This window comes from Micromonospora sp. NPDC049359 (assembly GCF_044466585.1).
Taxonomy (GTDB): domain Bacteria; phylum Actinomycetota; class Actinomycetes; order Mycobacteriales; family Micromonosporaceae; genus Micromonospora.
Genome location: NZ_JBITMW010000007.1, coordinates 313,536 through 336,989, shown reverse-complemented (window position 1 = coordinate 336,989; position 23,454 = coordinate 313,536). Strand labels below are relative to the sequence as shown.

Here is a 23,454-nt window from a genome sequence, read left to right as displayed (position 1 = left end):
AGGGTGGGTCAGGCGTTCTCGCCTGACCCACCCTCCTAGGACGCTTTAGGGGTTGTGGGGTGGTTCTCCGCTCCGACAACGCGGGTGGGGCCTGTGCGGACGGGGCAGGAGTGCTGCGCTAAGCTGTACCGGCTGTCGCAGGGGGAACTCTGCGGGGGCGGGACGTGGCGCAGCTTGGTAGCGCACTTGACTGGGGGTCAAGGGGTCGTCGGTTCGAATCCGGCCGTCCCGACGCAGGTAAGGGGCCATCTCGGAAGATCGAGACGGCCCCTTTGTCGTACCTGGGTGACCAACTGAGTGACGACGAGCGCGAGCAAGGCACGGACGTCTGTGGACTCCTACGTACTGCTCGACTGCTCCCGTCTGCTGTTGGCGCAGATCACCAACGGCTAATGGTTCCTTCGGGACGAAGCGGTAGAAGGTGAAGTGGGGATCGCTGTCGTGGCAGCATGCGGCGGTGACCTTCGATGATGACCGGTACCTGGATGCCTTCGTCGACTACAGCAGGGGGCATCATTTCGTTCGGTTAGACGTCGAAGTGCCAGCGGAGACTCTGACCGAAGGGTTGGCCGGTCCCGATGACGACGTGCCGCACGGCTCGCTGTGGTTGTCGGCGGACCGGGCCGAGTCGCTGGCTAGGTCGTTGCTCAGTTGCGCGGCAGAGGTGAGGGAGCAGAGCCGCAGGCGCGAGGCGTGAGTGACTAACCGGGTGACGATCGGGTTAGACGCCGACGGACGAGCATGGACACCGTGGGACCCATCCGACAGCTCAGCGCAGTTGAAACAGCAGGTCACCGATCCGTGTTGGTTGCCTGGGGGTCTCACAAACACCGGTTTGAGGGTGTCAGCGCACCACGGCGCGGCGCGGAGCCGACACCACTTTAGTGAGCACACGCCGCAGCACCAGCCCATGGTGTTGAGCCAAGCCCAGCAGGGCGGGCGCGAGGGCGGTGGTCGCCGTGGCTAAGCACCGCGCAGACAGTGTCGGCAACCCCGACGAGCAGAGCACGACGACTGCCTCCACGAGCGCCAGCCCGATCGGACGTCGTCGGGCTGCTGCCGGCCCCCAAGGCCTGTCGGTGTGGGCGACCGCCCAGTCCACCGGCCCGGTCCAGCGCCGCGGCCGGTACGTCCGCGAGTCCGTGCGGCGCTCGGCGCGGATGCTCCCGGCGATCGCCGCGCACGCCGTCACCGCCTACACGCGACCAGCGGACTTGGTGCTCGACCCGATGTGCGCTATCGGCACCACTGTGGTCGAGGCGATCCACATCGACGTGCCGGCGAAGCGTACCGACACCCTCCGACAGCATCGGGCCGGCCGGGGAAATATCGATACTCGTCTAATTGGTCGTTCCTCGCTCCATCTGACGGTGACGGGTCCCGCCGGGCGTATCAACCGCGCCGCGCCGCGCTCCTGAACAACGTCATCGCGTCGGCCCGGTAGGAGACAACGCGGGTCGGCGGTCCCTCGACGATGGGAGAAGCCTGTCATGGGCAACGTAGGAAGATACGTCCGCCGCTCGGCGCTGGCCGTGCTTACCGGCACGGCGCTGGCCGCGCTGCTGGCGGTCACCACGGCCGCCGCCGCGCCGGTCGACGCGCGGCAGGACAAGGCCGCGGCGGCCCGCACCGACGTCTACATCCGGGACGTCACCGCCGACGTCGGCGTCCAACCCCACTCGCTCAACCCGCTGTGGGCCAGCCCCGACATCAAGGTCTGCCCGACCGCCGTCGAGTGTGCCGTCAGCCAGAACCCGATCGTCGGCGTCACCAACTACATCTTCATCAAGCTGCGTAACCCCGGCCCGTACGGTTCCGGCACCGGCAGCGGCGTGCTGCGGATTTACCGGACGACGCCGGGTGGCGGTGCCGTCTGGCCGACGCACTGGACCCAGATCGGCGCGATGAACGTGACCGTCTTCGCCGGCACCACGACCGTGACGATCCCGTGGACCGGGGTGCCCGGACCGGGCCACTTCTGCCTGCTGGCCAGGTGGGTGTCGTCCACCGATCCGATGACCTTCGAGGGTCCGGACATCAGCACCAACACCCGCAACAACAACAACATCGCCTGGCGCAACGTCGACTCGGTGCGGCTCGTCGCGGGCGGGACGCCGGTCGTGCGGCCGTTCGCCATCGGCAACTCGCTCCGGGTGGCGACCAAGAACGACCTGGTCTTCACGCAGCCGGGGGAGCCGATTCAGGGCGTGGGCGGCCGGGTCGTCGTCGACCTCGGGCCGACCCTGTTCGAGCGGTGGCAGGCCGGTGGCAAGGTCGGCACCGGCATACGCGAGGTCGGCAGGAACCAGCTGGAGGTCGTCGAACCGGCGAAGGCCCGCCTCGGCAACCTGCTGCTGGAACCGGGTGAGCGGGTCGAGTTCTCCCTCACCTTCGCGGCCGCGGTCGCCTCGGACAAGGAGTTCGCGCTCGATGTGACCCAGTTCGGTCCGGACACGAGCGGCGCGGAGCGGACCGACCTCGGTGGTGTGGAGTACCTGATGAGCGTCGGGAAGCAGTAGCCCCGGCCACCAGCGGGGGTCGTGGGCCTGGGCAGCCCGCGACCCCCGTCGCCGCGCGCTCGCCGGGACGCTCTGGGCGTCCCGGGTGCGCGCCGCTGTCCCGGGTGGACGGTGGGTCAGCGCAGCGAAACCCAGGTGGTGGCCACCGAGTAGCCGTCGGTGTGGGCGCGCAGCCGGACCGGGCCGGGCGGGGGAGCGCCCAGCGAGAAGAAGCCCACCGCGTCGACCGGTGCCTCCGCGTACGTGCCCGAGGCGGTCTGCGCGGACACCCGCCCCCCTCGGGGCGGGGCGAGTTGACCGACGATGCCGGCATCGGTCACCTCGATCTCCAGCGTCACCACGGCACTGCGGAACGACAGCGTCCGCGTTGACTCGGCCGACCGGGTCAGCGCGGGCGCCGCGTCGCACGCCGAGTCGAACGTCAGCTCGGCGAGCGCCACCTCCGCGTCAACGTTTCGCCAGGCGAACGCCGCCCGCGCGGCGGTCAGGAACTCCTCCGGGACCGACCCGACCTCCCGCAGCGCCGCACCCAGCTCGGCGGTCAGGGCCGCGTCATCGGCCGGCGGCAACGGCTCCATCGCGTTCACCTCCGTTCGTCCGGGTTGCGGCCGTTCCGAGAAACGGGGCGAGCGCCGGGCAGTCCCGTAGCCGACGCAGGCATCTGGCCTGGGTCGGCCCGATGCTGCCGACCGGCACGCTCAGCCGTTCGGCGATCTCCCGGTAGCTGGCCGGCGGGTCGGCGGTCAACAGGGCCAGGAGCTTCTGGCAGCGCGGTGGCAGCTGCGCGAAGCCCTCCCGCAGTGCCTGCCGCCGCTCCGCGCGCAGCAGCTCCTCGTCGGGGGCCGCCACGTCCGCCGTGCGGGAGAAGCCATGGTACGCGTCCAGCGCGTCATCGTACGGGTCGAAGAGCTGGGTGCGACGGCCGAGGCGGGACATCCGATAGCACTCGCGCCGGGCCGTGGTCGCCAGCCAGGAGGCGAGCGCCTGCGGGTCGCGTACCCGGCTCAGCTGCTCGACGAGACGCAGCCAGACGGTCTGGTTGACGTCGGCGGCGTCGGCGCGGCTCAGGTCGTAGGACCGGATCACCGAGTAGACGAGCGGGGTGTACCGGTGGACCAGCTCCACCCACGCCGACTCGTCCCCGCCCGCCGCGGCGGTCACCAGGTCGGTTGCGCTCGGGTCGGTCACGGCGACGCCGTCCGCCGGCTGGTGCGGCACTGCTCCGTCGCTCGCGGCCGCTCGTTCCCGCCGCGGCAACGCTGCACCCGGCACCGGCCGGGGCCACCGCACGGTGCTGCTGATCGGCTCGCGGCCCGGTCGCTCATTCGACGAGCACGCCGTAGTCGGGGTGCCAGCGCGGCGCCGCGAGCAGCGCCAGCCGGGCCGCGTCGGCGCTCAGGCCGCCGGCGGTCATCAGGGCGGCGAGCCGACCGGAGACGTGCGCCGTGGCGAACGAGGTACCGGCCCAGGTGGCGAAGCCATGGAACACCCGGGTCGGGCGGCCCGGCAGCGGCATCTGCCCCTCGACGTACGTGCTGTGGCGCTCGCCGACCGCGCAGACGTCGACCCACGGCCCGTACCCGCTGTAGGTGGCCGGCACCACGCCACCGGAGCCCTGGCTGACCGCCGCCACCGCAACGACCTGGCCCAGCGCGGCGGGCCAGATCGGCCGGCTGGTGCCGGCGTTGCCCGCCGCTGCGACCACGGCGTTCGTCGCGGGTAGCGCGGCCACGGCGTTGGCCAGGGGCAGCGACGGCCTGTCGTCCTGGGTGAATCCGCCCAGCGACAGGTTGACCACGGACACCGCCGGCGCGAGCCGGGCCATCGCGGCCACCACCGACGCCTCGTCGCCAATGCCGGTGGCGGTCAACGCCTGCTCCGGGTCGACCCGGACTCCCGGCGCGGCCTGCCGAACCACGCCGGCGATGAAGGTGCCGTGCCCGCCCTGCGGGGCGAGTACGTCGGTGTGCACGTAGAGCGGGTCCTCGTCGTCGACCTCCGGCAGGTACGCCCCGCCGAGCCACTGTGGGTGGTAGCCGCCGGCCTGCCGCCAAATGCCGGTGTCGCAGATCCCGACGGTCACCCTGGCGCCCTCACCCAGCCGGGCCGGGTCCGGCGGCGGCAGCGCGGCGACCGTCGTGGGCGGGCTGCCCGGGTTGCCCATGATGTTGCCGCAGCCCAGCAGCACGTGGTGCGGCTGCACATTCGGCACCGGCCGCCCCGGCCACTGTTGGGGGTCGCGCAGCTTGGTCACGAGCGCGGGAACGTCGGTCTCCCGGTCGAAGAGCAGCCGGGTGACCCCGGCGAAGCCGTCGCCCACGGCCACCACGTGTCCGCGGGCACGCAGCCAGGCGGTGACCCGCTGGGCGTCGGCGTCGGCGGCGAGCAGCTGCCGTGGCCGGTAGAGGAACTCCCGGCCCGGTGTGGTGTGCCGGCGGACGTTCTTGTCGGCAGCCAGCGCCTCGTCGAAGGCGCGCTGGTAGGCGTCGTCGTCCCCGCTGCCGGCGCGGGCCGGGGCCGCACGGGACCCGACGGCGAACGACGCTGCGGCGGCCAGCGCGGACGCGGCCAGCAGTCGCCGTCGGGACAGTTGGCCGGCCGGGCGCGGCGCGGCGGGATGGTCAGGCGACACGGGTCCTCCATGCGGTCGGCAGAAGCGCCCGCCACTGGCCGGTGTGGCCACGTTTCCCGGGTGTCGTCGATTCTTCCAAAGCATAGGTGCGTGTCAATGGCGTTAATGGTGGGTGCAGATTCCCGACAGGCCCGCAGAGACATTGACGGCTGGGCATCAGTTCGGGGACTCTGTGGGGCATGCCCGACAGCACCGGTTCCGGTGCCGGCACGGCTCAGGCGGCGCTTGACGCCGTCCAGCGCTACCCGCGCGAGGCGATCGCGATCGCCCAGCGGGTGCTGGCCGCCGCGCCCACGGCCGGGGCCGACGAGCGCTCCACCGCTGAGCGGGCCGTCGGTCTGGCCCTGCGAGAGCTCAACGACCTGTCCGGCGCCCTGCGCCACCTGCGCCGCGCGGTCCGGGCCGCCGGCACGCCCCGGAACCGGGCGTTGGCCCGGATGAGCCTGGGCTACGTGTTGGCCAACGCCGGCCACACCGCTGCGGCGCTGCGCGCGGTGACCGCCGCGCTGCCGCAGCTCGTCGGTGCCGACGCGGGGCGGGCCCGGATGCAGCGGGGCGTAGTGCTGCACTACCGAGGTCGCTACGACGAGGCGGTACGCGACTACGGCCTGGCCGTCGACATCGCCCTGCGCGAGGGTGATCTGTTGCTGGAGGCGCGGGCGCGCAACAACCGGGGGCTGCTCAACGCCCACCGGGGCGCCGCCGGCGGCACCGACGACGACCTGTCCCGCGCGGCAGCCGCCTTCCAACGGCTGGGCCTGGACCTCGCGGCGGCCGACGCCCGTTGGAACTGCGGCATCGCGGCCGGCCAGCGCGGCGACATCGCCGGCGCGCTGCGCTGCTTCGCCACGGTCGACGAGGAGTACCGGCGGCTCGCCGTACCCCGGCCGGCGCTGCTGCTGGACCGCGTTGAGCTGCTGCTGTCGGTGCCGCTGGTCGACGAGGCGGTGGTGGTCGCGACGGCGGCCGTCCGGGAACTGCGGCGCCGGGGCATGGCCTCCGACCTCGCCGAGGCGCTGCTGGCCCGGGCCCGCGCGGCGCTGCTCGCCGCGGACCTGGATACCGCGACCGAGGCCGCCGCCGCGGCCCGGGCCCGGTTCCGTCGCCAGGGCCGGCGCACCTGGGCCGTCTTCGCCCGGCACGTCGAGCTGCGCGCCGAGTACCGCCGGGGCACCCGCTCGGCACCCCTGTTCACCGCCATGGTGCGTACCGCCGATCAGCTCGACGCCACCGGGTGGCCGGGTCCGGCGCTGACCACCCGGATCGAGGCCGGCCTGGTGGCCGCCGCGCTGGGACGGCCAGGCCGGGCCCGGAACCTGCTGGCGGTGGCCGCCCGGGCCCGCCGTCGCGGCACCGCCGACCGGCGAGCACAGGGCTGGTACGCCCTGGCCCTGTCGCGCCGGCTCGACGGGGACGAACCCGGGGCCGCCCAGGCGCTGCGCCGCGGGCTGGTCGTGCTCGACCGGCACCGCATGTCGCTCGGCGCCACGGAGCTGCGTGCCCACAGTGGAGCGTACGGTCAGGAATTGGCGGCCGAGGGCCTCGACATCGCGGTCCGGGCGGGCGCGCCGGGGCGGGTCCTGGCGTGGGCGGAGCGGTGGCGGGCCAATGCGCTGCGGGCCCGGCCGGCCCGGCCTCCGGCCGACCCCGACCTGGTGGCGGCGCTCGCTGAGCTCCGACTGGTCAGCGGCCTGCTCGAAGACGAGGTGCTGGCCGGCCGCCCGGCAACCGCCCTGCGCGGCCGGCAGGCCCGGCTGGAGCAGCGCATCCGGGACCTGGCCCGGCGGGTGCCCGGTGGGGGCCCCGTGCTGGCCCCGCCCGGGGTGGGCGCGCTGGCCGCGCGGCTCGGCTCCCGGGTGCTGGTCGAGCTGGTGGCCCATGGCGACCGGATCCGGGCGGTGCTGGTCCGCGACGGCCGGGCCAGCCTGCACGACCTGGGCCCGCTCGCTGCCGCGGCGGACCTGGCCCGCCGGCACCGGTTCGCCCTGCGCCGGCTGGTCACCACCGGCGACGCGGCCGCCGCGCGGGCGGGGGCCGGCGACGCGGCGGCGGCCCTGGACCGGCTGCTATTCGCCCCGCTGCGGCGGTGGCTGGCCGACCGGGCCCTGGTGATCGTCCCGGTCGGGGCGCTGCACGCGGTGCCCTGGTCGGCGCTGCCCACCTGCGCGGGGCGTCCGGTGACCGTCGCCCCCTCGGCCACCGCCTGGCTCGGGGCGGATCGGCGGGAGCTGCCGGCCGGGCCGCCGGTCCTGGCCGCCGGCCCGCGCCTGCCGGCCGGGCACACCGAGGTATGCCGGCTCGCCCAGGTCCTGCCCGGGGCGCGGCGGCTCACCGGGCCCGACGCCACCGCCGCGGCGTTGACCGCCGCGCTGGACGGGGCGGGGCTGGTGCACATCGCCGCCCACGGCACGTTCCGCGCGGACAACCCACAGTTCTCCACCCTGGAACTGGCCGACGGGCCGCTGTTCGCTTACGAGTGGGAGGCGGTCGCCCGGCCGCCCGGCTGCGTGGTGCTCTCCGCCTGTGACTCCGGCCTGACCGGGCTACGCCCCGGCGACGAGGTCATGGGGTTCACCGCGGTGCTCCTGGCGCTCGGCACCCGGTGCCTGATCGCGACCGTGTTGCCCGTGCCGGCCGAGCCCACCACGGCACTGATGCTGGACCTGCACGCGCGGATGCGGGCGGGTGCCGGCCCGGCGCGAGCCCTCGCCGACGCGCAGTGGGCGTTCGGTGCGGCGGGCGACGGTCCGGCCCGGGCCACCGCGGCGGCGTTCGTCTGCTTCGGGGCTGGCTGACCGGAGCGGGAGCGGTCGCTCAGCCGGCCATGACCAGCCGCAGCGCGGCGGTGCGCGGTGCGGGCAGGCGCAGTGGGCCGGCGCCGGGCACGATGGCGCCGAGCACCCGGACCCCGACCTGTACTGTGCCGGAACTCGTTCAACGCAACACTTAATGGCAGACCGCGCGCCAGGCGGGAGAGCGCAGGGTGCGCCGTTCACCGCGATACTCGCCGTCGACGGCCGGGACATTGGAGCGTCGCCGAGGCTGACCTGGTCCCCCTCGGAGGAGGGATCGCAACTGGCGACCGTTCCGGGCGCCCGGCGGGAGAGACGATGACAACACCACCAACGCCCCCGAAATCTGGCCGGCAACGTCGCTTGTGGCGGGCTCTGGCCGTGCTCATCACCGTCGTGGTGGTGGTTTGCGCCGGTGCCGTTGGCTGGGTACGACAGTTCGGCGTTCCGATGATGGATACCGACAGTAGTGCGGAAACGTTCGTAGTGGAGAACCATCTGGCGAGCAAGCTGACGGTTGAGGAGACGGGTGGCGTCCCCATCACCCATAGCGTGTCTGCCACGAGCTCGGCATTGATTCCGCTGCGAAGCAGTTGCGCGCGTTCGATGCGGCTGGTGGCCCGAGATCCAGCCGGTCGAGAGATCGCCAGTCTGGATGACCCGCTGTGTGAGCCGCGTACCTGGGTGATCGAGGCCGACGGTTCGACGCAACTGCTGCCTGAACGCCGCTGGCCCTACCCTGGATAGTGCGCGCTCAACCCGGCCGCGCTGGCCGCGAGTTCCGTCTGGAGCGATTGATGATGTGCCGTGGGCTCGCAGGGCTTCACGGGTTGTCGCCGACGAAACCTGGCTGTAGATCTCCGTCGTGATCAAGGCGGCCCGCTTCGCAGGCCGCCCGCGCCGCCGACCAGGGGCCGACCGACCGGTCGCCGATCGGGGACCCCGCGCCTCTTAGCGCAATCGCACGAGGCGCACCCCGAACGGTTGCAGCCCCGCTGGCGACGCGACATACGAAGAAGCCCCGGGCCGCCATGGTGAGTGGCAGATCCGGGGCTCCGATGTTGAAGGCGACGACCAGGGCGAGCCTCCGGCGGGGCCCTCAGGCACTCCAGGATGGTTGGCGCCATCCCGACACCGTCCGTCCGGGCAGGCCCCACCCACTCCACCAAGGTGCGGCCGAAGGCCGACGGGCTGGCTAGCAGGCGGAACTTGCCTCGGTGTGCCAACATCGGGGTCCGTCGGAGCAGTGTTGCAGGACTTAACCGCCGGGGTTTTGGGGCTAATGACGTCGTCTTGGTGGGCGGTGCCGGCGTTATCCGGTGCTATGGCTCTTGCCGGTGTCCTCGTCGGCCAGGTTGTGGTCACGGCCAACGAACGGTGGAAGGCGAAACGCGAGGATCTGCATCGCTGGCACGCCGAACGCCTCAAGCTCTACTTAGAGTTCACAGACGCATTCGAGACGTTCCGGAATGAGCTTTCCGACTTCCTGAAGTACGGGCCTAAACAGGTGGATCTAGGTTTCGAGCATGGCAGGCCCATGTATGACATGACCAACAGGACAAGGCTGATCTCGACCACGCTCGTGCATGATGCCGCCGTGGGCGCATGGGCGGCCGCATTTTGTTGTCTTGGTGATGTCCTCAAAGAGTTTAGTGCACATGTCGAGTCACTTGACGCGGAGGACCGCGAAGCCTTTGTTGCATCACTGGAGGACGAACCCGAAGAGGCGCTGGCTTTTTTGAGAGAGGTCGTTTCTGCTCACAGCGATGCCTTGAGCAAGGCCAGTGTGATCTTCAACGACGCGGTGCGGGCTGAGCTCGGTGTGCCCGGGCGCACGGCACCGTGCGAGTGGAAACAGCGCAAGAGGCCTGCACTGAAACGCATCCTCCCTAGGAGTGCGAGAGGTGTTTGAGCGCGCGCCGGGGCGTAGCCCCTACGGCGCCACGTCCAGCAGGAGGGTCCGGCTGACCCAAGCGGCATATTCGTCCGAACTCATCACGATCGGCACGGCCGCGATCACGAGTTTCTGCCAAGGGTGATGGTCTTGGAGGAAGGCTCGTAGATCCTCGAAGCGCTGGGCGTGCGTCTTCAGGAGGAGCTGCCACTCTTCGCCGGTGAAGGGACTGTCCAGGGCTGCCCGCTGCCAACGTCAGCGGCGCGACTTCCGAGCCGGGGCCGACCCTCATGCCAGGACGTAATCGTTCGCGGACGCCACAGATGGGTCCGGCCGAGGGTCTTGTCAGGCTCCGGCATCTGGCGCGGTTCCGGTAGGAACTCACGGTGCCGACTTGGACGCCGAGGTACTCAGCGACCTCCGACGTCGTCCACCACTCCGCGTCTGGATCAGGGTTCGTCACGTAAGCCATTCTGCCTGCGTTGAACGAGCGCACCTCACCATCCCTCAGCCTCAGGACGTCGATGGCATGCCAGACGATCGCCGGAGGATGCACATCGCCAGCACCCGTGCACGGGTTGGCACGGGCTATCCAGCCGAGAAGATTTGGCTACGATGCCGTCGTGGATGACGATTCGATTGGCACCGTAGCGAACAAGCGCCGAAAAGAGCTTGCCAAGTTCGGCCGTGATGTTTTGGTCAATGTCCTAGGCGGCATTATTGCAGCGCCTGCGATTTACCTTGCTGGCGCGGCTGTGGGTCTCTTTCGCCGAACGCCAGCCGCCCTAACTCTATCGGCATCGATACTCGCGGCGGTGCTCACGGCGACGTCCTTTGTGGCAATGTTCTTTGCTTCCCGGACGTCGGGTTTTGCCAGGAAGGTTCCTAGAGTCTTCTTTGCTGCGGGCATGTCCGCGCTCGCTCCAGGCATCCTATTCTTGACGCTCGGCTTGGATAGAATTCATCGCACGCCTGTTGGTGCAACAATCTTTATAATCCCCGGCGTTTCCTTTGTGGTGATTGCGGCCGGGCTGCTGCATTCTGGTTTAAGAAATCGCCAAAACCCCGTTGAGTAGAGTGAATGCCGCAGATCACCTGGCGGACGCGTGCCGCACATCAGCCGACGGAGGACGCGCTGCTGCGTTTTGCCTGGTCTCCCATGATGGTTGACGAAGCGGCGTCGCAGGACCCTTCGCGCAGGGCCTTGATCGAATAGGTCTGGTGCCTGCTGTCGACGGTAAGGCTGGTAGCGCCGGGAGGCAGAAAGGCTAGGTTTTGCGTGTGCCTGAGGAACCTGACGGAGACCTACTGATGCACGAGGAGTCGGTGTTGGCCGGTTTGGTCGAGCTGTCCGGCGTCGAGATTCTGTGGTGCGACGACTTCTACGACGGAGCGATCGACGGGCTGGCCCGGTGGGATGGGCGGGAGTTCTGGTTCGCGGGGGTCTATCCACTCGACCGTCGTCCCCGGCGGTATGTCCTGCACGAGATCAGCGCAATGGACGTCGAGGCGGCGTCGGCGCTGCACCGCTTGCTGGGCGAAAACGCTGACGCCGCCCGGCACGGACGTCTCGACTCGACGCAGGAGCGAGCGTGGAGCCAGGCGTGGGCGAGCCGGCCGGATTACCGCCGCGCCTCGGCCGTGGGGTGGTTCTCCGCCTAACCTCAGGCTCATGTCTCAGCCAGTCGGGTGATGTGGTGGTGCGCCTTGGTGCGGTTCAGGTTGGTGGTGCTGCGGCGGGGGACGGCCGCGACCGGAGTGTTGGCGTCGTAGACGGTGATGGTGTGCCCGTCGAGGGCGACGGATACCAACTTGCGGGCGTGGACCTTGCCGACCTAGATGCGTTGCCCCGCGACCTGGATGCTGCCGTTGCTGGACACGACCCGTTCCACCTCAGGGATGGCCGCTGGCGGCGGGACTGCGGACGCTGGGCGGGCGTCGCGGATGCGGCCGAGCGCGGTGGGCGGTAGTGGACAGCGCAAGGTGCCGCGCAGCTGCCCGGCGTCGTCGATGACGTGCAGGAGTATGCCGTCGAGGCGGATCCGGACCCGTTGACCGGCGAGTGGCATGCCGACGCTGATCTGCCGGCCGGCGATGCTGATGCCGCCGCAGGCGTTGACGATCCGGTCGACCTCGACGGCGGTGGTCCGTGGTTCGGGCTGCGGCAACGGAGGCGGTCCGGCCGGTGCACCGCCCTCGGCCAGGAGCCGGGCGAGATCGCGTTGGGACAGCCTTGATGGGCTGGACTTGATGCGGGCGCCGTCGGCGGTCAGGACGTGCAGCCGGTCGGTGTCGACCCAGATTGTGACCGGGGTGCCGGCGAGGGTGGGACCGAGCCACACCTGCTGCTGGGCCACGGTCAGGTTGCCCGACGGTGGCACAACCCGGACCAGCTGCACCGGCCGGGAGTCACAGGCCGGCGAGGAACAGTGCGCCGGCGGCGAGTAGCCCGATTTCTACCAATAGGACGAACAGCCGATCGCTGATGCGGCCGACGACCTTCTTGCCGACCCAGGCGCCGGCGAGGGTGGCGGGGATGAGGGCGGCACCGTAGAGCAGCACGGTGCGGGTGAGCAGGTCGCTGGCGCCATAGGCGGCGATTTTGGAGAGGTGCATGGTGAGTGCGCTGGCGGCTTCGGTGCCGATGTAAGTGGCGCGGGTGAGGCCGTAGGCGAGAAAGAACGGGGCGGTCAGCGGGCCGACTGAGCCGAGGAGGGCGGATCCCAGGCCGGAGGCCGCGCCCACGGCGGCGAATGTCCGGTCGCGGGGTTTGCGGGGGTGTGGGGTGAGGCCCCGCCAGATGACCACGCCGATGAGGAACACGCCGAGCAGGCGCTTGAGGGGGCCGAGGGGGGCGTGGGCCAGCAGCAGCCCGCCGGCGATGGACAAGGGGACGGTGCCGACGGCGAACCAGCCGATCAAGGGCCAGCGCAGGTGGTGGCGGTTGAGCCAGACCCGGGAGGCGTTGCTGGACAGTTGGGTGAGGGTCAGCATCGGCACGGCCACGCGCAGCCCGAACAGGGCGGTGAACACCGGTAACAGCAGCACCCCACCGCCGAAACCGGCCACCGCGGACAGCACGGCCAGGATGAACGCGGCGGCGGACGCGGTGGTCAGGACCAACAGCTCGTGCACCAGCTGAGCCTGCCATCCTCATCGTCGTCGGCTATGGCTCCTGCATCTGGGCTTGGAGTCTGGCCATCGCGAGGGATCGGCCCGGTGCCCGCCTGTACCGCGCCAAAACCCGCACTGGCCCGGGCGGCCCGGTCGCCGGCCGGCGGGAATAGGCGTTGCCGGGGTCGGCGGGGCGCGTCACGGTGCCGAGGCCGGCGCACGCTTCGCCCGCTGGATCTGCGCGTAGACGTGGGTCCGCAGCTCGGTGAAGCGGGGCAGCGCCCGGGTGGTGAGCTGATCGCGCTCTGGCGGGAGGTCGATCACGAGGTCTTCCTGCACCCGGGTCGGCGAGTGGGACAGGACGAGCACGCGCTGGCCCAGATACACGGACTCGTCGATGTCGTGCGTCACGAAGACAGTGGAGATGCGGCGGTTCAGGTGCAGGTCGCGTACGAGGTCCTCCAGGTCCGCGCGGGTCTGTGCGTCCACCGCCGCGAACGGCTCGTCCATGATCAGCACTTCGGGTCGGTACGCGATGGCGCGCGCGATGGCCACCCGTTGCTGCATCCCGCCGGAGAGCTGCCACGGATGGCTGCGTGCCGACTGCGGCAGTCCGACCGCGTCAAGGGCGTCGGCGACCCTCCGGTCGCGTTCGGCGCGGGAGAGCTTCTGGTGTCGAAGGGGAAGCTCCACATTGCCCCGGACCGTGAGCCAGGGATAGAGGCTGCGGCCGTACTCCTGGAACACCACTGCCATCGCCGGGCTCGGGCCCGTCACCGGAGATCCCTCCATCGTGACGAGGCCGCTGGTGGGCCGGAGCAGTCCGGCGAGGCATTTCAGGAGGGTGGTCTTTCCGCAGCCCGACGGGCCGACGACGCACAGCAGTTCGCCGGGCATCATGGTGAAACTGAGATCCCCGATCGCCTCGACCTCGCCCCGGCCGGAGGCGTAGACCTTGCGCAGGTGCTCGACCCGCAGCAGCGGACTCGCGTCAGGCACGGGTGACCTCCCTCATTCCGTGGTACCAGCGCAGGACGCGGCGTTCGACGACGCCGAAGGCCACGGCGAGGAGGACGCCGATGAGGCCGAGCAGGAGGATGCCGCTCCACATCTCGGCGATGAGGTAGTTCCGCTGGAAGTAGGCGATCCGGTAGCCGAGGCCGGCCGAGGACGCGAACATCTCCGAGATGACCATGAGGATCAGGGCCACCGAGAGCGCCTGCCGTACGCCGGTCATGATGCGCGGACTCGCCGCCGGGAGGATCAGCAGCCACACCCGTTCCCACCGGGAGATCCGGTACGAGTCGGCGGTCTCCAGCAGCACGCTGTCGGTCGCCCGGACGCCCTCGATCGTGTTCAGCAGGATCGGCCAGATCGCGCCGGAGGAGATGACGACGACCTTCATGGTGTCGGTGATGCCGAGCAGGAGCATCGCGACCGGAATCAGCACCGGTGGCGGAATCGCGCGGAAGAACTCCAGCAGCGGTTCGAGGATCTCGCGTAGCGGGCGGAACCGGCCGATGAGGACACCCCCGGCGACGCCGAGCACGATCGACGCGAGCAGGCCGGCCAGCAGCCGGTACACGCTGGGCAGCACGTCGTCGACGAACGCCGGGCCGATCCAGGTCTGCCGGAACGCGTCGAGGAGCGGGCGGGGGCCGACGAGGAACCGGTTGGCCGACCGGGTGGACCAGACGGCCCAGAGCCCCACGGCCAGGACGGGAAGCCCGACCGCGTACAGGACGTCCTCGGCGACCCGGACGCCGAGGCCGCGCCGGGCGGCCCTGCCCGCCCCGAGGGCGGTCATCGGGTTGCCTCGTCCGCGAGCACCGACTGGTGCCAGGCCAACGAGCGGCGTTCGGCGAAGCGGAACACGACGTTCACCACCACGCCGAGAAGCCCGGTGACCACGACGAGGCCGTAGAGGCCGACGGCGTCCCCGGCGGAGCGCGACAGCTCGATCATGCGTCCGAGGCCGGGGTTACCGATCACCATCTCCGCGGTGACGGCCAGGATGAGCGCGACCGTCGCGGCGAGGCGCAGGCCGGTCATCAGGTACGGCAGAGCGGTCGGAAGGACGAGATACCGCAGCCGCTCGTAGCGGGTGAGGCCGAAGCTCCGCGCGGTGTCCCGGGCGACCGTGTCGACGTCGGCGACGCCGTAGATCACCTGCACGAACACCTGCCAGAACGCCGCGTAGACGATGATGACGAGTGCGGCGCGCATCTGCAGGCCGAACATCAGCACGGCGAGGGGGATCAGCGCGACCGACGGCACCGGCCGCAGGAACTCGACTGTCGTGTGCGTGGCGCGACGCAGGAACGGCACCATCCCGACCACGGTCCCCAGCGCGACGGCGGCGAGCGTCGCCACCGTCAGGCCGATCGCCCAGGACGTCATGGTGAGCCGGAGCCGCCGCCAGAACGCCAGGTCGCGGACCTCCTGGAACAGCCACCCGAACACGTCCGTCGCGTACGGCAGGTCGTGCGGGTCGGCCAGTCCCAGTGTCGGGATCAGTTGCCAGACGACGAGGAACCCCAGCAGACCCACGGCGCCCAGCAGGATCTTGCGCATCGGTCGGCTACTGCTGCTGAATGAGGCGGTCGAAGTCGGGTCGCCGGTCGAGGACGCGGTACTTCTGGGCCAGCGTCGCCAGTTGCTCCAGGCCGGCCCGGTCGAGCTCCCACCCGAATGCCGGGAGCCGTACCGAGTCCGCCACCGGCTCCGGCAGTTCGAGGTTGTCCTTGATGGCCTGGCGGAGGTCCTTCTCGTTCGCCGGATCCTTGGCCCAGGTGAGCGTCTTTTTCATCGCCGCCGAGAAGTCCGCGATCAGCTCGGCGTCGGAGTCCTTCAGTTTGTTCGACGTGATCGTGGTCAGGGTGGTGAGCCCGGGAACGGTGGCCTGGTACGGAGCGACCACGAGGACGTCACCGCGCTTGCGCATCTGGGTGATGAACGGTTCGGTCACCCAGGCGGCGTCGATGGTGCCGGCGGCGAGCTGGGCCGGTGCGTCCGGGAAAGCCACCTCGACGAACTTGACCTTGGTGGGATCGCCGCCGTCCTTCTCGACCGCTGCCATGATCGTGACATCGCCGGCGGCGCCCAGGCTGTTCACCGACACCTTGCGTCCGGCGAGCTGGGCCGGCCGGGTGATACCGGACTTCGCGGACGCCACCACGGCGTTGATGTCGTCGCCGTCGGCGTAGGACGACGCGTAGTTCCCGATGATCACCACGCCGAGGTTCTGCAGATCGGCGCGGAACGGGCCGAACGGCTGGCCGATGGCGAAGTCGATGTCGCCGTTGATCAGGGCCGGGATGGCCTGGGCGCCGCCCTGTGCCGGCACCACCTCCACGTCGAGGCCCTGCTCCCGGAAGATGCCCGCCTTGATGCCGCCCCACAGCGCGGCGGTCTCGCTGATCGGCAGCGCCGCCACGCGGACCTTCCGCAGGTCGCCGCTCGCCCCGGGGGACGGATCGGTGGCATCGGAATCCGTGCAGCCGGTCAGGGCGATCACGACGCCGGCGAGAACAGCGAGGGCGGTGACCTTCTTCATGGACGGGCCCTTCCGTGCGCAGCGCTTGTGCAGCCTGACAAGTGGGGTCGACGGAGTGCCGGAAGCATCCGACCGCGTCGATCAGCGTCATGCAGCAGCGATTGATTGTCAAGAATTCTTAAAGGCCGAATCGCAGAGCGGTGCGAGTGGTCCGATGGCGATGTGAACACGTCTTGACGGCCGACGATTTTGTCACCAAACTGTGCGGTTGGTGGCGTGGGGCGGAGAGGGCGACGACGTGGCAATCGTGATCGTGGGAGCTGGCATCGGAGGCCTCGCCACCGCGCTCAGCCTGCACCGGGCCGGCTTCCGTGAGATCACCGTCTACGAGCGCGCCGCCGCGCTGCGCCCACTCGGCGTCGGAATCAATCTGCTCCCGCACGCCGTCCGCGAGCTGGCCGAATTGGGTCTCGGGGAACGCATGGAAAGGCTGGGCACCGCACCCGGCACGCTTGCCTACTACAACCGCTACGGTCAGCAGATCTGGAGCGAGCCACGCGGACTGGACGCCGGATATCGCTGGCCGCAGCTTTCCGTGCACCGCGGCCGGTTCCAGATGGAACTGCTCGCCGTGGTACGGGAACGGCTGGGCGCCGACGCGGTGCGCACCGGGCACCGGCTCGTCGGCGTCCGCGACGGCGTCGCGCACTTCGAGACGGCGGCGGGGGAGGTGAGCGTCGCTGGTGACCTGATCGTCGGAGCGGACGGCATCCACTCCGCGCTGCGCCGCCTCCATCGGCCCGGCGAGGGGGCGCCACTGTGGAACGGGCTGACCCTGTGGCGGGGGACGGCACGGGCACCCGGATTCCTGGACGGGCGAACCATGATCATGGCCGGGGACGCAGAGCAGAAGTTCGTGGCGTACCCGATCGGCTCCGGTCTTATCAACGTCGTCGCCGAGCGGCGCGGGCCCGGTTTCGCCGGGCCCAACGCGGACTGGAACCGGACGGTCGACCCCGCGCCGGTCGTCTCGCTCTTCGCGGACTGGCGTTTCGCGTGGCTCAACGTGCCGGAACTGCTGGCCGCCGCCGACGAGATCCTCGAATACCCCATGGTGGACCGCAATCCGATCGACACGTGGACCCACGGCAACACCACGCTGCTCGGCGACGCGGCCCACCCGATGTATCCGAACGGTTCCAACGGGGCGTCGCAGGCGATCCTGGACGCACGTACCCTCGCCTTCCACCTCGCCACCGCGCCGACGGTCCGGGCGGCGCTCGACGCCTACGAGGCGGCCCGGCGGCCCGCGACCACCGCGCTGGTGCTGAGCAACCGGCGGCAGGGCCCGGAACAGGTGATGGTGCTCGCCCACGAGCGCGCGCCGGACGGGTTCACGCACATCCACGACGTCATCCCGCCGGAGGAGCTCACCGCCATCGCCACCGGCTACAAGAAGGCGGCCGGTTTCCTCCCCGCCGACCTCAACGAACGAGCCTCCCTGACGCCGACGGCCGTCCCGGGCGTCCTGTCGTGACCGGCCCGGAGCCGACCGAACTGGACGCGGCGCGACTGGCGTCGGTGATCTCGCCGCTGCGCCGCACGCTGCTGGCCGCAGCCCGGGCCGCCGAGCACCTGCCGGAGATCCCGGACGCGCAGATCGAGATCGTGCGGGCCCTGCCCCGAGGCACCGTGGCCGGCCCCGGTGAACTGGCCGAGCGGCTGCGCCTGAGCCGATCCACGGTCAGCAACCTGCTCACCGCGATGGAGGGCAACGGTCTCGTCGAGCGTCGCCCCCGTCCCGGCAACCACCGCCACGTCGACGTCCTCGCCACCGCGAAGGCCCGCGACCTGTTCGACCGCTTCGACCTCGCGAGCGGAGACCTGGTCGCCCGCGCCGCGGCGACCCTGCCGGCGGCGGACCGCGCGGCCCTCGCCGCGGCGGTGCCCGCGCTGGAACGCCTCCGCGACGCCCTCGCGCACGTCAAGGACACTCCATGAGTACGCGCCGATCCGCCGGTCGGGACCCCGTGACCGCCCCGCCGGTTCCCGGGCTCGAGTCCGCGTTCGAGGTGGAGGTGCGCCTCGGCGCGCTGGAGGACCACGGGATGACCCGTGCCGGTCACCGTCGCGTGGTGCCTGTTGTCGGCGGCCGGGTCACCGGTCTCTTCGAGGCCGACATCCTGCCCGGCGGCGCCGACTGGCAGGTCGTTCGCCCCGACGGCGCGATCGAGATCGACACGCGCTACTCGGCGCGTACCGCCGACGGCGGTCACGTCTACCTGCGGACGTTCGGCGTCCGCAGCGGCCGCGCGGAGGTCCTCGAGGCGTTGCTGCGCGGCGACGCCGTCGAGGTGTCCGAGTACTACTTCCGCCTGGGCGTACGACTGGAGACGTCCGTGCCCGCGCTGGCCGTCCTGGAGCAGTCCGTCTTCGTGGCATCGGCGATCCGCGAGGCCGACCAGGTCCGCTACACCGCCTACCGCGTCACGTAGCTGTTCCCGCCCGGCCGTGCCCGAGTACTGACGCTGCACCCGGCGGACTTGATCCCCTTCTTCAGCAAGCCGGTCTCGTCGACGATGAGCACCCCGTCGTCGTCGCCGAGGTGCTCGGCCACGTAGACGAACAGGTCATCGCGGACCGCGTCCATTTCCCACGCGGACCGGTTGAGCAGCCGCTGCATCCGATCCGGGGTGGTGTCGCCGGCGCTTCGGCCAGGGTCCAGCCATTCTTGCTCGCCAGCGGCGCTGCCGCAGCCCGCCTCCGAACCGTGAGAGAACGGCGGGGCCCCGTGGCACCCGCCGTTCTCACCGTGATCGTCCTCGTGTTGGGGCTAGTTACCCGCGACCGGGTAGCCGTGCCAAGCGCCGTAGTAGTTGGTGCTGCTGGCGGGGTTGTCCTCGACGACCCTGAGGTTCGTCAGCACGCTGTCGAAGTAGTACTGGCCGCACTGGTTGAAGCCATTGACCGATTCCGTCGAGCGCATGCTGGTCGACGCGTCGGTGTAGTAGTTGACCCACACCGAGTGGCCGTCGGACTCGTAGTCGCAGTACTCCAAGAAGGTTCCGTCGTAGGAGTGCGTCGCCTCGTCGCTCCCCTGATTGACCGGATGCGCGCTCGCCGGCGCGGCCCACAGCCCCGTGAAGACTGCGCTGATGGCCAGGGCTCCAAGCCCGGCCTTGAGGATACGTCGCATGTCAGGTCCTCTCTTCCCTCGCGGATGGTGCTGTCTTGTTCTGTTGCTCTCACGCGGAGCTATCCCGCTGGCCTTCCGCCTGGTGAAGGGTCCATCGGTTCCGCGGAGAGCGCTTCGGCGACGTTCCGTGCCCGGGTGTCCTCCGAGTGCTTCAGTCGGCCGAGTTCGGTGGCGTGGCGGCTGATCAGCTCGCGCTGGTGCTCAGCCGTCACGTCGATGAGAGTGGGCAGGTAGCCGGTCTTGTTCTGGCATCGGACGTCTGCCAGCGCCACGGCGCGCTCCGCCTCGGTGGGGTTGCCGGTGCCTGTCCACCGGGGGTCGTTGGCGGCAGTCCTGGGCGAGGCGTAGCGGTGGCCGGCGAGCTCCATACACGACGCCCAGGCAGCTATGGCCGGAGCAAGCCGGGGATCCCGGGTGCTCGCCGCCGCTGCTTGCTGCTCCAACTGGACCGGAAGGTTCCGGTCTGCCCTGGGCGCTCCCGTCATCAGCCGGGCGGCCGCCTCGGCTCGGCACCCGCCCGTAGGGACGCGCTTACCGCCGTACTGGGACGCGAGGCCGTAGAGCACCTCGTTCAGCTCGCTTGGCGTGTCGTGGTGGTGCTCGGTCAGGGCCGCGCGTACCTCGGGGTCGTGGGTGCTCCAGGGCGGCGCCTCGTATCCGCGCTGCGCGGCCTGGTCCTCGTCGACCACCCCGAACCGCGCGGCACGCTCCGACGCGATCGACCGTTGGCCGAAGTCCAACTCGGACTCGTCTGGTCCTTCCCAACGCAGCCCGAACTGGATCAGACAGGTGCGCTCCAGCGCCGCTTGGGCGCGGTCCGACCGAGCCTGCTCGTCGGGCGATGGCAGGTACTCGTCCAGGGGCAGTGCGGTCCCCGGCCTGGGCGGCGGTATGGCGGGCAGGGAACGCGGTGCGGCCGCTGGCTTCTGCTGGGTACCGCACCCCGCGACCAGACACAGCAGGATCACCGCCGTCCCCGCCACGCCGACACTGATTCGTCGCATGACGTCCCCTCTCTTGTCCGTCGGAATCCGTGGCGCCGGCCCTACCGCACGAGCGTCGGCCCTACCGCACGAGCGATGGCCGTGTCGCCGATCCCGCCGTCGGACCGCTGCTCGCCACCGACCGGGTCCGACACCGCGACCCGGAGGGCCGGTCTGCAATCGATGGTGAGGGCCGGGTTGTCCGGTGCGGTCCAGACTGGATGGAGTTGCAAACTGGACGGAGCTGGAAATCGGACATACGAATCATGGTTGGGTGGTTTCGGTACACGTTGTTCTTGTGGTCCTGTGAAGGACGTGACAAGCGACGATGGTGTTGGCGGTGGCCCGGTCGAAGCGTTCCGGGCAGATCTTCAACAGCTGTTCTTCCTGGTCCGCCGGCCCACGTACCGGGCGCTGGTCGCTCACGCAGACCGGGCGGGTCTGGTGTTGCGGACCTCGACGGTCGGCAATCTGTTGAATGGGCCGGGTGTCCCGCGGTGGGCAACTGTCGAGGCGTTCGTGAGCGCCTGTGCCCGCCAGGCTCAGGTGCATCGGATCGACGTACCCGCTGAGTCGTTCGATCTCGACAGGTGGCACGCCCGCTACCAGCGCCTGGAGCGGCCGGTCGTCGTGCGGCGCGCCGATGCCGAGCACGACGATGAGGCGGACCCGGAGGAGGCGTCCGCTCGTCAGGGCCGGGGTGGGCGGGCGGTCGTGCCTGCGCAGCTACCCGCCGACGTCACCGTCTTCGCCGGCCGCCGCCACGACCTCGACCAGTTGGACAGGCTTCTCTCCGTGCCCTCGTCTGCTGCGCCCGCCGGCTCTGTGCCCGTGGACCACGCCAACGCGCTCCCTGACGGCCTGAGCAGGGGCGCGGGCGCAGAGCCGTCCGCGGTGGTGATCGCCGCGGTGTCCGGCACCGCCGGGGTCGGGAAGACCGCCCTCGCGGTGCACTGGGCGCATACCGTCGCGCATCGCTTCCCCGACGGGCAGCTCTACGTCAACCTGCGCGGCTTCGATCCGAGCGGGCAGGTGATGGACCCGGCCGAGGCGATCCGCGGGATCGTCGACGCCCTTGGCGTGCCCGGCGAACGCATCCCACAGGGGTTGGACGCCCAGGCCGGGCTGTACCGCAGCCTGATCGCCGACAAGAACCTGTTGATCGTGCTCGACAATGCCCGCGACGTCGAGCAGGTCCGCCTGCTGCTGCCAGCCGCCGGCAGTTGCCTGGCCCTCGTGACGAGCCGTAACCCGCTGACCGGCCTGATCGCCGCCCATGGCGCACACCCGCTGATGCTCGATGTGCTGACCTACGACGAAGCCCGTGAGATCCTCGTCCGCCGCATCGGCGCCGACCGGGTCAACGCCGACCCGACCGCCACCGACCACATCATCACCGCGTGCGCCCGGCTACCGCTGGCATTGGCGATCGCCGCGGCCCGCGCCCAACAGACCCGCTTCCCACTCGCCGCGTTGGCCGCCGAGCTACGCGACGCCGAACAACGCCTCGACACCCTCGACACCGGAGACCCCACCCACCAGGTCCGGGCGGTGTTCTCCTGGTCCTACGCCACCCTCACCCCGGACGCCGCCCGACTCTTCCGCCTGCTCGGCCTGCACCCCGGCCCCGACACCGACGCCACCGCGGCGGCCAACCTCGCCGGGCACACCACCGCGCAGACCCGCCGGCTGCTGGCCGAGCTGATCCGGGCGAGCCTGCTCACCGAACACGCCCCCGGCCGATACACCTTCCACGACCTGCTACGCGCCTACGCCACCGAACAGACCCACACCCTCGACACCGACCAGCATCGCCGCAGTGCCACCGCCCGACTCCTGGACCACTATCTGCATACCGCGCACGCCGGTGACCGGCTGCTGTATTCGACCCGGCACCCGATCGACCTCATCCCGGCGGATCCGCAGGTCTCCCCGCATCTGCTCACCGACGACCGGCAGGCGATGCACTGGTTCAGCGTCGAACGCCTGGTGCTGCTCGCCGCCATCGAACACGCCGCGACCACCGGCTTCGACGCCCACGCCTGGCAACTCACGTGGACCCTGCGCACCTTCCTCCTCCGCCGGGGCCACTGGCACGACCTGGCTGCCGCCGGACGCACCGCGGTCGCCGCCGCCCGCCGACTCGGCGATCCGGTCGCACGGCTGAACACCCACAGCCTGCTCGCCGACACCTATATCGCTCTGCGACGTTTCGACGACGCTCATTCCCAGCTACGACACGCGCTCGAGATGGGCGTCCAGACCGGCGACCGTGCCGGGCAGGGGCACACCCACCTCAGCCTGGGGCGGATGTGGGATCGGCAGGGAGATGCCCGCCAAGCCCTCCACCACGCCAGCCTCGCCCTCGCCCTGTTCCAGGCAGCCGGGGACCTGGTCGGAGAGGGCAGGGCACTTAACGGAATCGGTTGGTGCCACACCCTGCTCGGCGAGAATGAGCAGGCCCTCACCGCCGCCCGCCAAGCCCTCACCCTGAACCAGAAGCTGGACAACCAGACCGGACAGGCCAACACCTGGGACACCCTCGGCCACGCCCACCACCAACTGGGGCACCACACCGAGGCCATCACCTGCTACCACAACGCCCGCACCCTGTTCCACGACCTCGGCAACCGTCTCCACGAGGCCCAGACCCTCACCCGCCTCGGCGACACCCACCACACCATCGGCGACACCGCTGCCGCCCACGAAGCCTGGCAACACGCCCTGGCCATCCTCGACGAACTCCAGCACCCCGACGCCGCCGCCATCCGCACCAGACTCGGCCCTCAAGCCGAACCCCGCGCCTCGACGAGGTGAGGAGCGCCGTC

24 protein-coding genes, 1 tRNA gene and 2 pseudogenes are annotated in these 23,454 nt (G+C 70.6%); 13 read left to right on the top strand and 14 right to left on the bottom strand.

The genetic code is table 11. The features are described from left to right. Positions 1–158: 158 nt before the first annotated feature. The 4 genes and pseudogenes from ACIBTX_RS18810 (at position 159) to ACIBTX_RS18795 (ending at position 2,519) form a co-directional block, all read left to right on the top strand. Positions 159–232: transfer RNA gene (locus ACIBTX_RS18810), tRNA-Pro, on the top strand. A 225-nt stretch (positions 233–457) separates the two neighbouring features. Continuing rightward, a complete protein-coding gene (locus ACIBTX_RS18805) occupies positions 458–697 on the top strand; it encodes a hypothetical protein (protein ID WP_357120891.1) in 240 nt (79 codons plus the stop codon). 340 nt (positions 698–1,037) lie between these two features. After that, positions 1,038–1,268: pseudogene (locus tag ACIBTX_RS18800) on the top strand (site-specific DNA-methyltransferase); the annotation flags it as partial. Positions 1,269–1,490: 222 nt separating this feature from the next. Beyond that, positions 1,491–2,519 (top strand): hypothetical protein, encoded by a 1,029-nt coding sequence (locus ACIBTX_RS18795; protein WP_396832785.1) that lies wholly within the window; start codon positions 1,491–1,493, stop codon positions 2,517–2,519. Between the two features lie 116 nt (positions 2,520–2,635). Here ACIBTX_RS18795 and ACIBTX_RS18790 read toward each other — a convergent pair whose 3' ends face one another. The 3 genes from ACIBTX_RS18790 to ACIBTX_RS18780 all read right to left on the bottom strand — a co-directional run bounded on the left by ACIBTX_RS18790 (position 2,636) and on the right by ACIBTX_RS18780 (position 5,151). After that, complete coding sequence (locus ACIBTX_RS18790) at positions 2,636–3,097, bottom strand: hypothetical protein (protein WP_357120897.1); 462 nt, start codon at positions 3,095–3,097, stop codon at positions 2,636–2,638. Continuing rightward, positions 3,072–3,737, bottom strand: a complete 666-nt coding sequence (locus ACIBTX_RS18785; RefSeq protein ID WP_396832784.1) for an RNA polymerase sigma factor — start codon at positions 3,735–3,737, stop codon at positions 3,072–3,074. The genes ACIBTX_RS18790 and ACIBTX_RS18785 overlap by 26 nt, the downstream gene beginning before the upstream one ends. 103 nt (positions 3,738–3,840) lie before the next feature. Then, complete coding sequence (locus ACIBTX_RS18780; protein ID WP_357120903.1) at positions 3,841–5,151, bottom strand: S8/S53 family peptidase; 1,311 nt, start codon at positions 5,149–5,151, stop codon at positions 3,841–3,843. 179 nt (positions 5,152–5,330) lie between these two features. Here ACIBTX_RS18780 and ACIBTX_RS18775 point away from each other — a divergent pair, with 179 nt between their 5' ends. The 3 genes from ACIBTX_RS18775 (at position 5,331) to ACIBTX_RS18765 (ending at position 9,855) form a co-directional block, all read left to right on the top strand. After that, positions 5,331–7,946 (top strand): CHAT domain-containing protein, encoded by a 2,616-nt coding sequence (locus tag ACIBTX_RS18775; RefSeq protein ID WP_396832783.1) that lies wholly within the window; start codon positions 5,331–5,333, stop codon positions 7,944–7,946. A gap of 378 nt (positions 7,947–8,324) precedes the next feature. Beyond that, positions 8,325–8,690, top strand: coding sequence for a hypothetical protein (locus ACIBTX_RS18770; RefSeq protein ID WP_357120909.1), 366 nt, complete (start codon positions 8,325–8,327; stop codon positions 8,688–8,690). 502 nt (positions 8,691–9,192) lie between these two features. Next, a complete protein-coding gene (locus ACIBTX_RS18765) occupies positions 9,193–9,855 on the top strand; it encodes a hypothetical protein (RefSeq protein ID WP_396832782.1) in 663 nt (220 codons plus the stop codon). Between the two features lie 21 nt (positions 9,856–9,876). On the opposite strand, the gene cutA is transcribed toward ACIBTX_RS18765, so the two are convergent. Further along, on the bottom strand, positions 9,877–10,074 hold the full coding sequence (gene cutA, locus ACIBTX_RS18760) for a divalent cation tolerance protein CutA (RefSeq protein ID WP_396832798.1): 198 nt from the start codon (positions 10,072–10,074) through the stop codon (positions 9,877–9,879). Between the two features lie 386 nt (positions 10,075–10,460). On the opposite strand from cutA, the gene ACIBTX_RS18755 reads away from it, so the two are divergent. Beyond that, on the top strand, positions 10,461–10,913 hold the full coding sequence (locus ACIBTX_RS18755) for a hypothetical protein (RefSeq protein WP_357120915.1): 453 nt from the start codon (positions 10,461–10,463) through the stop codon (positions 10,911–10,913). A 205-nt stretch (positions 10,914–11,118) separates the two neighbouring features. Then, positions 11,119–11,499, top strand: coding sequence for a hypothetical protein (locus tag ACIBTX_RS18750; protein WP_357120918.1), 381 nt, complete (start codon positions 11,119–11,121; stop codon positions 11,497–11,499). A gap of 8 nt (positions 11,500–11,507) precedes the next feature. Here the strand turns inward: ACIBTX_RS18750 and ACIBTX_RS18745 are convergent, their stop codons facing one another. From ACIBTX_RS18745 to ACIBTX_RS18715, 7 genes are all read right to left on the bottom strand, one after another. Next, positions 11,508–11,648, bottom strand: coding sequence for a hypothetical protein (locus ACIBTX_RS18745; protein ID WP_357120921.1), 141 nt, complete (start codon positions 11,646–11,648; stop codon positions 11,508–11,510). A gap of 24 nt (positions 11,649–11,672) precedes the next feature. Beyond that, positions 11,673–12,236 (bottom strand): hypothetical protein, encoded by a 564-nt coding sequence (locus ACIBTX_RS18740; RefSeq protein WP_396832781.1) that lies wholly within the window; start codon positions 12,234–12,236, stop codon positions 11,673–11,675. A 10-nt stretch (positions 12,237–12,246) separates the two neighbouring features. Beyond that, positions 12,247–12,972 (bottom strand): sulfite exporter TauE/SafE family protein, encoded by a 726-nt coding sequence (locus ACIBTX_RS18735; protein ID WP_357120927.1) that lies wholly within the window; start codon positions 12,970–12,972, stop codon positions 12,247–12,249. A gap of 177 nt (positions 12,973–13,149) precedes the next feature. Further along, on the bottom strand, positions 13,150–13,950 hold the full coding sequence (locus ACIBTX_RS18730; protein WP_357120930.1) for an ABC transporter ATP-binding protein: 801 nt from the start codon (positions 13,948–13,950) through the stop codon (positions 13,150–13,152). Further along, the gene (locus ACIBTX_RS18725; protein ID WP_357120933.1) at positions 13,943–14,758 is read right to left on the bottom strand and encodes an ABC transporter permease; all 816 of its coding nucleotides are present in this window, start codon (positions 14,756–14,758) and stop codon (positions 13,943–13,945) included. The genes ACIBTX_RS18730 and ACIBTX_RS18725 overlap by 8 nt, the downstream gene beginning before the upstream one ends. After that, positions 14,755–15,525 (bottom strand): ABC transporter permease, encoded by a 771-nt coding sequence (locus tag ACIBTX_RS18720; protein WP_357120936.1) that lies wholly within the window; start codon positions 15,523–15,525, stop codon positions 14,755–14,757. The genes ACIBTX_RS18725 and ACIBTX_RS18720 overlap by 4 nt, the downstream gene beginning before the upstream one ends. Before the next feature lie 7 nt (positions 15,526–15,532). Beyond that, a complete protein-coding gene (locus tag ACIBTX_RS18715; RefSeq protein WP_357172051.1) occupies positions 15,533–16,507 on the bottom strand; it encodes an ABC transporter substrate-binding protein in 975 nt (324 codons plus the stop codon). 238 nt (positions 16,508–16,745) lie between these two features. Here ACIBTX_RS18715 and ACIBTX_RS18710 point away from each other — a divergent pair, with 238 nt between their 5' ends. From ACIBTX_RS18710 to ACIBTX_RS18700, 3 genes are read left to right on the top strand one after another with little or no spacing between them, the layout of a single operon-like run. Continuing rightward, the gene (locus ACIBTX_RS18710; protein ID WP_396832780.1) at positions 16,746–17,984 is read left to right on the top strand and encodes a flavin-dependent oxidoreductase; all 1,239 of its coding nucleotides are present in this window, start codon (positions 16,746–16,748) and stop codon (positions 17,982–17,984) included. Then, positions 17,981–18,448, top strand: coding sequence for a MarR family transcriptional regulator (locus ACIBTX_RS18705; protein ID WP_357120946.1), 468 nt, complete (start codon positions 17,981–17,983; stop codon positions 18,446–18,448). The genes ACIBTX_RS18710 and ACIBTX_RS18705 overlap by 4 nt, the downstream gene beginning before the upstream one ends. Continuing rightward, positions 18,445–18,942, top strand: a complete 498-nt coding sequence (locus ACIBTX_RS18700) for a DUF3237 domain-containing protein (protein ID WP_396832779.1) — start codon at positions 18,445–18,447, stop codon at positions 18,940–18,942. Before ACIBTX_RS18705 ends, ACIBTX_RS18700 begins: the two co-directional genes overlap by 4 nt. A 6-nt stretch (positions 18,943–18,948) precedes the next feature. On the opposite strand, the pseudogene ACIBTX_RS18695 reads toward ACIBTX_RS18700, so the two are convergent. The 3 genes and pseudogenes from ACIBTX_RS18695 to ACIBTX_RS18685 form a co-directional block, all read right to left on the bottom strand. Beyond that, positions 18,949–19,264 (bottom strand): annotated as a pseudogene (locus tag ACIBTX_RS18695) (transposase); the annotation flags it as partial. A gap of 16 nt (positions 19,265–19,280) precedes the next feature. Further along, complete coding sequence (locus ACIBTX_RS18690; protein WP_396832778.1) at positions 19,281–19,643, bottom strand: hypothetical protein; 363 nt, start codon at positions 19,641–19,643, stop codon at positions 19,281–19,283. A 59-nt stretch (positions 19,644–19,702) separates the two neighbouring features. After that, entirely contained in the window at positions 19,703–20,647 is a 945-nt protein-coding gene (locus ACIBTX_RS18685) for a hypothetical protein (RefSeq protein ID WP_396832777.1), read from the bottom strand. A 294-nt stretch (positions 20,648–20,941) separates the two neighbouring features. Here ACIBTX_RS18685 and ACIBTX_RS18680 point away from each other — a divergent pair, with 294 nt between their 5' ends. Next, on the top strand, positions 20,942–23,443 hold the full coding sequence (locus ACIBTX_RS18680; RefSeq protein WP_396832776.1) for an ATP-binding protein: 2,502 nt from the start codon (positions 20,942–20,944) through the stop codon (positions 23,441–23,443). The last annotated feature ends 11 nt before the right edge of the window (positions 23,444–23,454 follow it).

What these genes read in the sequence shown, in the direction of transcription:
- ACIBTX_RS18795 (WP_396832785.1), top strand. Translation starts at nt 1,491, where the DNA reads ATGGGCAACGTAGGAAGATACGTCCGCCGCTCGGCGCTGGCCGTGCTT.
- ACIBTX_RS18790 (WP_357120897.1), bottom strand. Translation starts at nt 3,097, where the DNA reads ATGGAGCCGTTGCCGCCGGCCGATGACGCGGCCCTGACCGCCGAGCTG.
- ACIBTX_RS18775 (WP_396832783.1), top strand. Translation starts at nt 5,331, where the DNA reads ATGCCCGACAGCACCGGTTCCGGTGCCGGCACGGCTCAGGCGGCGCTT.
- ACIBTX_RS18725 (WP_357120933.1), bottom strand. Translation starts at nt 14,758, where the DNA reads ATGACCGCCCTCGGGGCGGGCAGGGCCGCCCGGCGCGGCCTCGGCGTC.
- ACIBTX_RS18720 (WP_357120936.1), bottom strand. Translation starts at nt 15,525, where the DNA reads ATGCGCAAGATCCTGCTGGGCGCCGTGGGTCTGCTGGGGTTCCTCGTC.
- ACIBTX_RS18715 (WP_357172051.1), bottom strand. Translation starts at nt 16,507, where the DNA reads ATGAAGAAGGTCACCGCCCTCGCTGTTCTCGCCGGCGTCGTGATCGCC.
- ACIBTX_RS18700 (WP_396832779.1), top strand. Translation starts at nt 18,445, where the DNA reads ATGAGTACGCGCCGATCCGCCGGTCGGGACCCCGTGACCGCCCCGCCG.
- ACIBTX_RS18690 (WP_396832778.1), bottom strand. Translation starts at nt 19,643, where the DNA reads ATGCGACGTATCCTCAAGGCCGGGCTTGGAGCCCTGGCCATCAGCGCA.
- ACIBTX_RS18685 (WP_396832777.1), bottom strand. Translation starts at nt 20,647, where the DNA reads ATGCGACGAATCAGTGTCGGCGTGGCGGGGACGGCGGTGATCCTGCTG.